Source organism: Methanoregula sp., assembly GCF_002835825.1.
Classification (GTDB): Archaea; Halobacteriota; Methanomicrobia; order Methanomicrobiales; family Methanospirillaceae; genus Methanoregula.
On record NZ_PIZH01000083.1, the window covers coordinates 1 to 7,127 of the forward strand.

The window sequence follows — 7,127 nt, forward strand, 5'->3', positions numbered from 1 at the left end:
TTGCAGACCGGGTCCTTGATCTCACCGGGCTCAAGGTGCTTTCCGCAGCCCTGGTCGCACTCATCGCCCCGGGCCGGCTTGCCGCAGTGCGGGCAGACTCCCTCGACATACCGGTCGGGCAGGAACCGTTTGCATTTCGTGCAGTAGGCCTGGTGGACGACCTGCTTGTAGATGTAGCCGTTCTTCTCCAGCCGCGAGACGATGTCCTGCGTCCGGTTGTGGTTGGCCGGGTCGTCTGTCATCCCGAACCGGTCGAACATCACGCCCATCCGTTTGAACGTCTCATCAAAGTGCTTGTGGTATTTCTCCGAGAGCGCACGGGGCGTTGTGCCAGTCTCCTCGGCAGAGACAACGATCGGGGTCCCGTGGTTATCCGAACCGCAGACGAAGACGACCTCCTCGCCTGCCCGCCGCATGTAGCGGACATACGCATCAGCAGGTACGTATGTTCGCAGGTGGCCAAGATGGCAGGGGCCGTTGGTGTACGGCAGCCCGCAGGTGACGAGCAGCGGCGGTTGATTCATCACTATGTTTTAGATGGTTCTGCGTAATAAGATCTGTAGATGGCTAAACAGCTGAACCTGCCCACACGGGCATTCGGGGCAGAGCCGCAGGTCCCGGACCGTGCTGTGCTCGCCGACTGGATCGCAGAGCACCGGGGCAGGCTTGCTGACATCATCACGTACCGTCTCGACCAGTCTCTTGCACCACAAATCCCGGCGGGAATCGGGACCTCCTGCGCCGGGGGGAGATTCTACGGGGACCGTATCCGCCAAAGCATCGAGGGGATAACGGGGAACAGGGCAACCGGGGAACTGCATGCCAACACCCCCGACATCATCGAGGATGCAGCGGCCATCGTGGTGCAGAAGAAGGGCTCATGGTGTGCCATGCCGGCGCCGCATGCACTCGGCATACAGGATGCATATTATTGCGATGCCGATGAATGGAACGATGCGATCTGCGGGATCTACCGCACCCTGATGAGGGCTATGCGGGACACGGGTGTTTTTGGTCACGTCCTGATCGGTGAGCAGGCAGGCGACCCGGAACTCATCGCGCTTGCCGGGCAGAACGCCTTCTTCTTCGCTCCCGAACCGGACCGCGAAATCCTTACAGGCATTCTCGAGCACCAGCAGCAGGTTGCACTCACGCATGACCGGCTGGAGACACTCTTCGATCTCATGAACGAGTATGCCGTCAGGAGGATCTTCCTGCTCGACCCGGACGATAACGCAATCAGACTCGCCCGCACCCACTTCGACCCGGACCAGATTATCGGCGCAGGGTATTGCATGGAAGAGTGCGACGCGTACTGGAAAGGTGTTGTTGAGCGCTCGGTGTATGTGCGGTAAGAGAATATTCCTACTCTGTCGAAATCATCATTCATAAGATGGGGGCTGATGCCCCCATACCCCAAATTATGATTGGTGCCGCCGAAGTCGAAGGCTGATGCCTTCAAAGAACTTCGTTCTTCTCATCTCTCAAGTCTTGCGACTTTCGAGATTCTCCAGGTAATCCTCGCTGATGCGACGATTACCTCCCCGCGGGGGCGCTCCCGCGGCAGCTTCTATTTCTTAATTTTCGAGACAACTCTTTGTCGGAGTATCCCTTTCAGGTAATACAGAGGCATCGCCTGCGCCCCTGCCCCCCTGAGTACAGGCATGGCACATGGGTGCGATCATAACAACCAGAAAGGGATTCTACAGAGTAAAAATTTTCTAATAACTGGTTTTAAAAAATTTTGATAGCGTAACTCCCCCGCCCGAACAACTGCCTGCCCGTGGCGGCAGTTGTGAGGTGTCGAATCTCATCAGAGATGAGACACGAGAAGAACTTCAAAAGTTCTTCGAATGGAGGGGGTTGGGGGGAACCCGCTCATTATGACAATAATGTTGCAGGACAATTACCCGTTCATCACATGCTTCACTGACGGGATGCTGACCTGGTTGTAGAAAGATTCCTGGTACCCGTCCGGGAATGTTATCGTTGTCACCGCAGGAGAGAAATCCGCTGCAACGAGCGGCGCAAACCAGTAGTTCTTCAAAACCGTCTCGGCACGCTCGAATGATACGGCCGGTGTTGTCATGACGGTTACGCCATCTTTTGTCGAGACGGAAGCAAATGCGGGCACGAGAACTCGGGCAGAAGACGAGGTTGCCTGGATCACGGTTGTCTTCGCAGCGGATCCGGAATCAAAGGCTTTCTGGAGTTCGCTTGCAGGGTCTGCAATCTTGAAAAAGACTGCCCCCTGCTCGAAGAACGTAAGCTCGTAATTCAGGTCTACCTGCGCAGTGCCGGCCGGATCAAGGCTGATCGAGAGCGAATGCATGGTGAATGCCTGTGCCGGTACGACCACGAGGGCCATGAGGCAGATGAGGGTGATGGGAAGGATGTATTTCTTCATAAGATTCCCTTGGACAAGAGGGATGATAAAAACAGCGGATGGCTGGAGTGATATATATCACTGCGTATTCTCATGCACTGGATCCGAAAAGAGTACACGGATCCGTTCCGCCAGCGAAAAAAAGGAATTGAGCGAAATTTCCTAATTCCTGCGGGCTGCCACGACCGCGAGTGCACCCACGAGCCCTGCCGCAACGAGGGGCAGGGATACCGGGGACTGCGTGGTCGGGACGGGTGTTGGCTGCTCTGCACTCAGGGTGGCATACACATCGACCGTCTCCCCGGCCGAGGGATTCCGGGGGATGGTCCCGGTAACGGTAACATATCCCGGCTTCGAGACGGTGAACGTGGAGTAGGGCGTGCCGGTGGTCGAGACCCGGATCTTCAGCACACCATTCTTCGTTGTGCCCATATCGTAGCCCGCGAGCGTGACGGTTGCCCCGTCAACATTGGTGTGGACAGCGATCCACCCGTGTTCGCTCCCGAGCGGTGCCTCGGTTGTGGGGACCGGTGTGGGTGCCTGCGTGGTAACCGGGTTTAGCGTTACGTGGAACATTGTGGTCCGGTCCTTAGCGGGAAGGGCGGGCATGCTCCCGCTCGCGGTCACGTACCCGCTCTTTTCTACCCGGTAGGTCTTGTAGGGCGTCCCCGCCAGGTAAACCGGGACAGTCAGGGAATTGCCGGAGATCTGCCCCTGGTATGACGAGTCAAAGTACACGGAAGCGCCATTGACATTGCAGGTCACCTGATAGAATCCGGTGTCACCGCCGATGAGCGTAGGCGCCGGAGTCGGGACTGGACTCAGCGTTGCATACAGGCTGACCGTCTGGCCGTCACCCGGCATTTCCGTGATGCTTCCCGTATGGGTCACGTATCCGCTCTTGCTGACCGAATAGGACGTGTACGGTGTGCCGGTGGTGGCGACCTCCTGCGTGAACGAGCCTCCATCAATTGTTCCTTTGGTCACGCCATTGAAAGCGACCGTGGCGCCGTCAATATTACAGTAGACCGTGAACCATCCCGTACCGCTGCCGGTGGGCTTCGGGGTGAGGGTCACAGTTATCTCGAGGTTTGCCTCCCCGCCGGGGACATAGTTGATGTCCCCCGTGACATCGTAATACCCGTCCTTTGAGACCGTATAGGTGCTGCCATAGGCCCCGTTCTCGATATCGATCGAGCCTGCGGAGATCATCCCCTTGTACGAGCCATCGACATACACCGAAGCCCCGTTGACATTACAGTTCACCGTGAGCCAGCCGGTTCCCCCGATTGGCGCCGATGCCATGACGGGAGAAACACAGAGCCAGAGCATCACCAGGATCAGACCAGAAAAAATTTTTCGCATGATAATTCCTCTCTCATCATTTTTTTCAACGGATATAAGACTTGGGCTTGTGGAAAAAAACGGGGGAGAAAACGGAAAAAATCAGTACTTCTCCGCCACCTTCACCAGTTCATCGAAATGCCGGCTCTTCTTGAAGAGCCACCAGGTGAAGCGTTCCACGACCGTGAAATGGAACGAACCGCCGGCAGCGTTCGGGTGCCCGCCTCCACCGAACTCGCGGGCAATGAGGTGGCTGACGGGCGGGACCGACCGGATCGAGAACTTGCCATCCTTTCCGATGATCACCTCGATCTCGGTCTTCTTCTCATCGCGGATGAAATGAGCGGTCTCGCTCGGGTAGCCGTACAGGGGAGCGAACGCGATCCGGTATTTCGTGCCGGTGAATGTAGCCTGCCGGAGGCTGTGCTTCATCATCGACTCCATCTCGTTCTTGATATCCGCGTACTCGCGCTCGATGTGTTCATCCGTGAAGATTCCCCTAACAAAACAGTCGCGGACATGGTCCCGGTTCTTCTTGCGCTGGAGCACCTGGCCGAGCACGGCCGATCGGGGATCGGCATGCTTCCAGAGATCGTAATCGCAGACAACACGGGCAACTTCGGTTGCCACCGGATCGCCGGGCATGAGGTCGCGGGCAACGATCCCCGTACCGCAGGTCGACGTGTCGACCCGGAGGAGGGAGACCGCACGCCCGATCTTCTCGATCTCCTCCTCCCGCCAGCGGTGGTGGTCGCGCCACTCCACGACCCAGCCGTTCTTCTTCGCCTTTGCCGCAATGAACTCCGCGTCCGGGTGGAACCCGAGGTCGGAGATAGAGAGCAGGTCGCCCTTTCCTTCGCAGGATGCGACCAGCGAGAAGAGCGGGGCGAACTTTCCCACAGAGCTCCAGATGGTGAAGACCCCCTCGGCCGTAAACTTCATCCGGTGCACCGCATCCGCACCCACCGCGTCGAGATCATTGTGCGTTAAATGCACAACGTGTCCTGCGCGGCTCTTTATCGCGTTCACAAGGCCGGAATCTTCACTGCGGTTCGGCGATGCCATGGGTTATAACTCTCCTTTGGGCCTATAAAAATGAACGCCCGGGGCGCGGGTTCCACAAGCATCGGGGAACAGATCATTTATTAGTCAACAGGAACAACATTTGTATCCCTGCCCTAGTAGCTCAGCCCGGGAGAGCGCCAGACTGAAGATCTGGTTGTCGCCTGTTCAAATCAGGCCTGGGGCACTATTCTTTTCCCGACTCACGCTCAAAGAGCATACGCCCTGTACAGAAGATCATCCCCACGCTCACTATGAACTCAGGCATCCAATCATTTCACATACTATTCCCGACAAACGATTCTTCTGACATACCTGAAACGGGGAGGACTTTATAATGGAGTTCATGCTCGGCCTTGTCGGCATCGGGATCATCGCCATCCTGCTGCTCTATGTCGGCCAGATGTTCCGGCTCCCGAGCATTGTCGGGTTCCTCATTATCGGCATGCTTGCCGGCCCGTACGGTTTTCGGATCATATCCGACCAGGCTGCCGTGGAGACAGTCGGCGAGATCGGCATCATCCTTTTGCTCTTTACCATCGGGCTTGAGTTCTCGTTCGAGAAACTGCTGAAGTCCTGGCGGACGGTCATCATTGGCGGACTGTTGCAGATCGTCACAACTATTGTCGCTGTGACCCTTGTCACGTATGCCCTCCATGTCCCGTTCACTTCGGCGCTCGTCTTCGGCTTCATCATCTCGCTCTCCAGCACCGCCATCGTGATGAAGATCCTCCAGGAGCGCCGCGAGGTGGATACCTTACAGGGGCGCACGCTCTTTGGGATCCTGCTCTTCCAGGACCTTGCCATCATCCCGATGATGCTCATCCTGCCGGTCTTCATGGGAAGCGAGGGTATGGACTTAAACGCCCTGCCCCTGGAGATGGTCAAGGTCATCATCATCCTTGTCATGATTGTCATCCTCGCCCGCTGGGTCATTCCCGGTCTCCTGTTCCGGGTAGCCTCACAGCGGAGCCGCGAGCTCTTCTTCATCACGATCGCCGCCATCTGCATCATCGTTGCCTGGCTCACGAACCAGGCCGGTCTCTCCTATACGCTCGGGGCATTCGTTGCCGGCCTCATCATCGGCGAGTCCGATTACAACATCGACGCGCTCAGCCATATCATCCCCTTCCGCGATGTCTTTGCCAGCATCTTCTTCCTCTCGATCGGCATGCTCCTCAACACGGGCGCAATCCTCTCGGACACTTCCTTTGTCCTCCTCATCCTGGTTGTCGTCACGCTCATTATCGGCATCAAGATCCTGACCGGGGCATTTGCCGCCGCAGCGCTTGGTATGCCGGCCCGCGTCTGCATCTTCACCGGTTTTGCCCTCTGCCAGGTCGGGGAGTTCTCGTTCGTGCTGGCCCAGACCGGCCTCTCGTCAGGGTTCATCCCTGACAGGGTCTACCAGCTCTTCCTCGCGTCTGCTATCCTCACCATGGCGCTGACCCCGTTCATGATGAGCGCGGCGCCAAAGTTTACGGACTTCTGGTACCGGTTCGCCCCTTACCGGGCGAAGATCGAGGCACCGTTTGCCCGTGTGAGCGACCCCGCTCCGTCAACCCCCAAAGACCACATGGTCATTGCGGGGTATGGCATCACGGGGAAGAGCGTGGCCCGGGCCGCGGAGATCACCGGCATCCCCTACATGGTCATCGAGATGAAACCGGAGATTATCAAGCGGGAGAGAGCGGCACGGAAGCCGTTCTTCATCTTTGGCGATGCAGCCCAGGAAGAGGTGCTGGAGCATGCCGGCATCCACGATGCACGGACGCTCGTTGTCGCGGTTTCCGACCAGGAGGCCGTCCCGAGAATCGTCCACCGGGCCCGGCGCATGTCACCGGATATCTACATCATTGCCCGCACCGAGCATGTCCGCCACGCCCAGTACCTGCTGGACCTTGGTGCCGACGAGGTTATCTCGGAAGAGTTCGAGGCCGCCCGTGAGATTTTCACCCGGGCCCTGAAGAAATACCGGCTGCCGGACACCGAGATCGCAAAGATTGTCACCAAGATCCAGAACTGGGGCTATGCCAAGTTCATCAAAAATGGTGACGCGGCGCCGCCTTCCACGGGGATGGACACCGTCCTCCTTTCCCTGCGTATCCACGTCTTCACAGTCGAACCAGGCTCTCTCGCTGAGGGGAAGGCAATCCGCGACCTGAACTTAACGGGGCGGCATGGTGTTTCCGACTATGGCCTGCGGCGGAACAACACCATGATGACCGTTGCCGATGACGCTGAAGCCCTTGCTAGCGGAGATGCCCTGCTGGTCTTCTGCACGGACCAGGTGGCAGCGGAGATCCGTCCCCTCTTCCGGCGGAGGGAATCTCCG

Annotated in this window: 6 protein-coding genes and 1 tRNA gene; 3 read left to right on the top strand and 4 right to left on the bottom strand. The window is 57.9% G+C overall.

Annotated features, from left to right (window positions below; all coding sequences use genetic code 11):
- The coding region (locus tag CW742_RS04610; protein ID WP_292417127.1) for a class I tRNA ligase family protein at positions 1 to 524 on the bottom strand (524 nt) is incomplete at its 3' end.
- A 39-nt stretch (positions 525 to 563) separates the two neighbouring features.
- Here CW742_RS04610 and CW742_RS04615 point away from each other — a divergent pair.
- Positions 564 to 1,355: a hypothetical protein gene (locus CW742_RS04615; RefSeq protein ID WP_292417130.1), complete on the top strand. Its 792-nt coding sequence runs from the start codon at positions 564 to 566 to the stop codon at positions 1,353 to 1,355.
- A 551-nt stretch (positions 1,356 to 1,906) separates the two neighbouring features.
- Here CW742_RS04615 and CW742_RS04620 read toward each other — a convergent pair.
- The 3 genes from CW742_RS04620 to CW742_RS04630 all read right to left on the bottom strand — a co-directional run bounded on the left by CW742_RS04620 (position 1,907) and on the right by CW742_RS04630 (position 4,795).
- Positions 1,907 to 2,407, bottom strand: a complete 501-nt coding sequence (locus CW742_RS04620; RefSeq protein ID WP_292417133.1) for a hypothetical protein — start codon at positions 2,405 to 2,407, stop codon at positions 1,907 to 1,909.
- A 141-nt stretch (positions 2,408 to 2,548) separates the two neighbouring features.
- Positions 2,549 to 3,751, bottom strand: coding sequence for a PEGA domain-containing protein (locus CW742_RS04625; RefSeq protein WP_292417136.1), 1,203 nt, complete (start codon positions 3,749 to 3,751; stop codon positions 2,549 to 2,551).
- 81 nt (positions 3,752 to 3,832) lie between these two features.
- Entirely contained in the window at positions 3,833 to 4,795 is a 963-nt protein-coding gene (locus CW742_RS04630; protein WP_292417139.1) for a DHH family phosphoesterase, read from the bottom strand.
- A 110-nt stretch (positions 4,796 to 4,905) separates the two neighbouring features.
- Between CW742_RS04630 and CW742_RS04635 the strand changes: the two genes are divergently transcribed.
- Positions 4,906 to 4,979, top strand: a tRNA-Phe gene (locus CW742_RS04635).
- Positions 4,980 to 5,129: 150 nt separating this feature from the next.
- Positions 5,130 to 7,127: cation:proton antiporter (locus CW742_RS04640; RefSeq protein WP_292417142.1), on the top strand; the 1,998-nt coding region annotated here is incomplete at its 3' end.

What these genes read in the sequence shown, in the direction of transcription:
- CW742_RS04620 (WP_292417133.1), bottom strand. Translation starts at nt 2,407, where the DNA reads ATGAAGAAATACATCCTTCCCATCACCCTCATCTGCCTCATGGCCCTC.
- CW742_RS04630 (WP_292417139.1), bottom strand. Translation starts at nt 4,795, where the DNA reads ATGGCATCGCCGAACCGCAGTGAAGATTCCGGCCTTGTGAACGCGATA.
- CW742_RS04625 (WP_292417136.1), bottom strand. Translation starts at nt 3,751, where the DNA reads ATGCGAAAAATTTTTTCTGGTCTGATCCTGGTGATGCTCTGGCTCTGT.
- CW742_RS04615 (WP_292417130.1), top strand. Translation starts at nt 564, where the DNA reads ATGGCTAAACAGCTGAACCTGCCCACACGGGCATTCGGGGCAGAGCCG.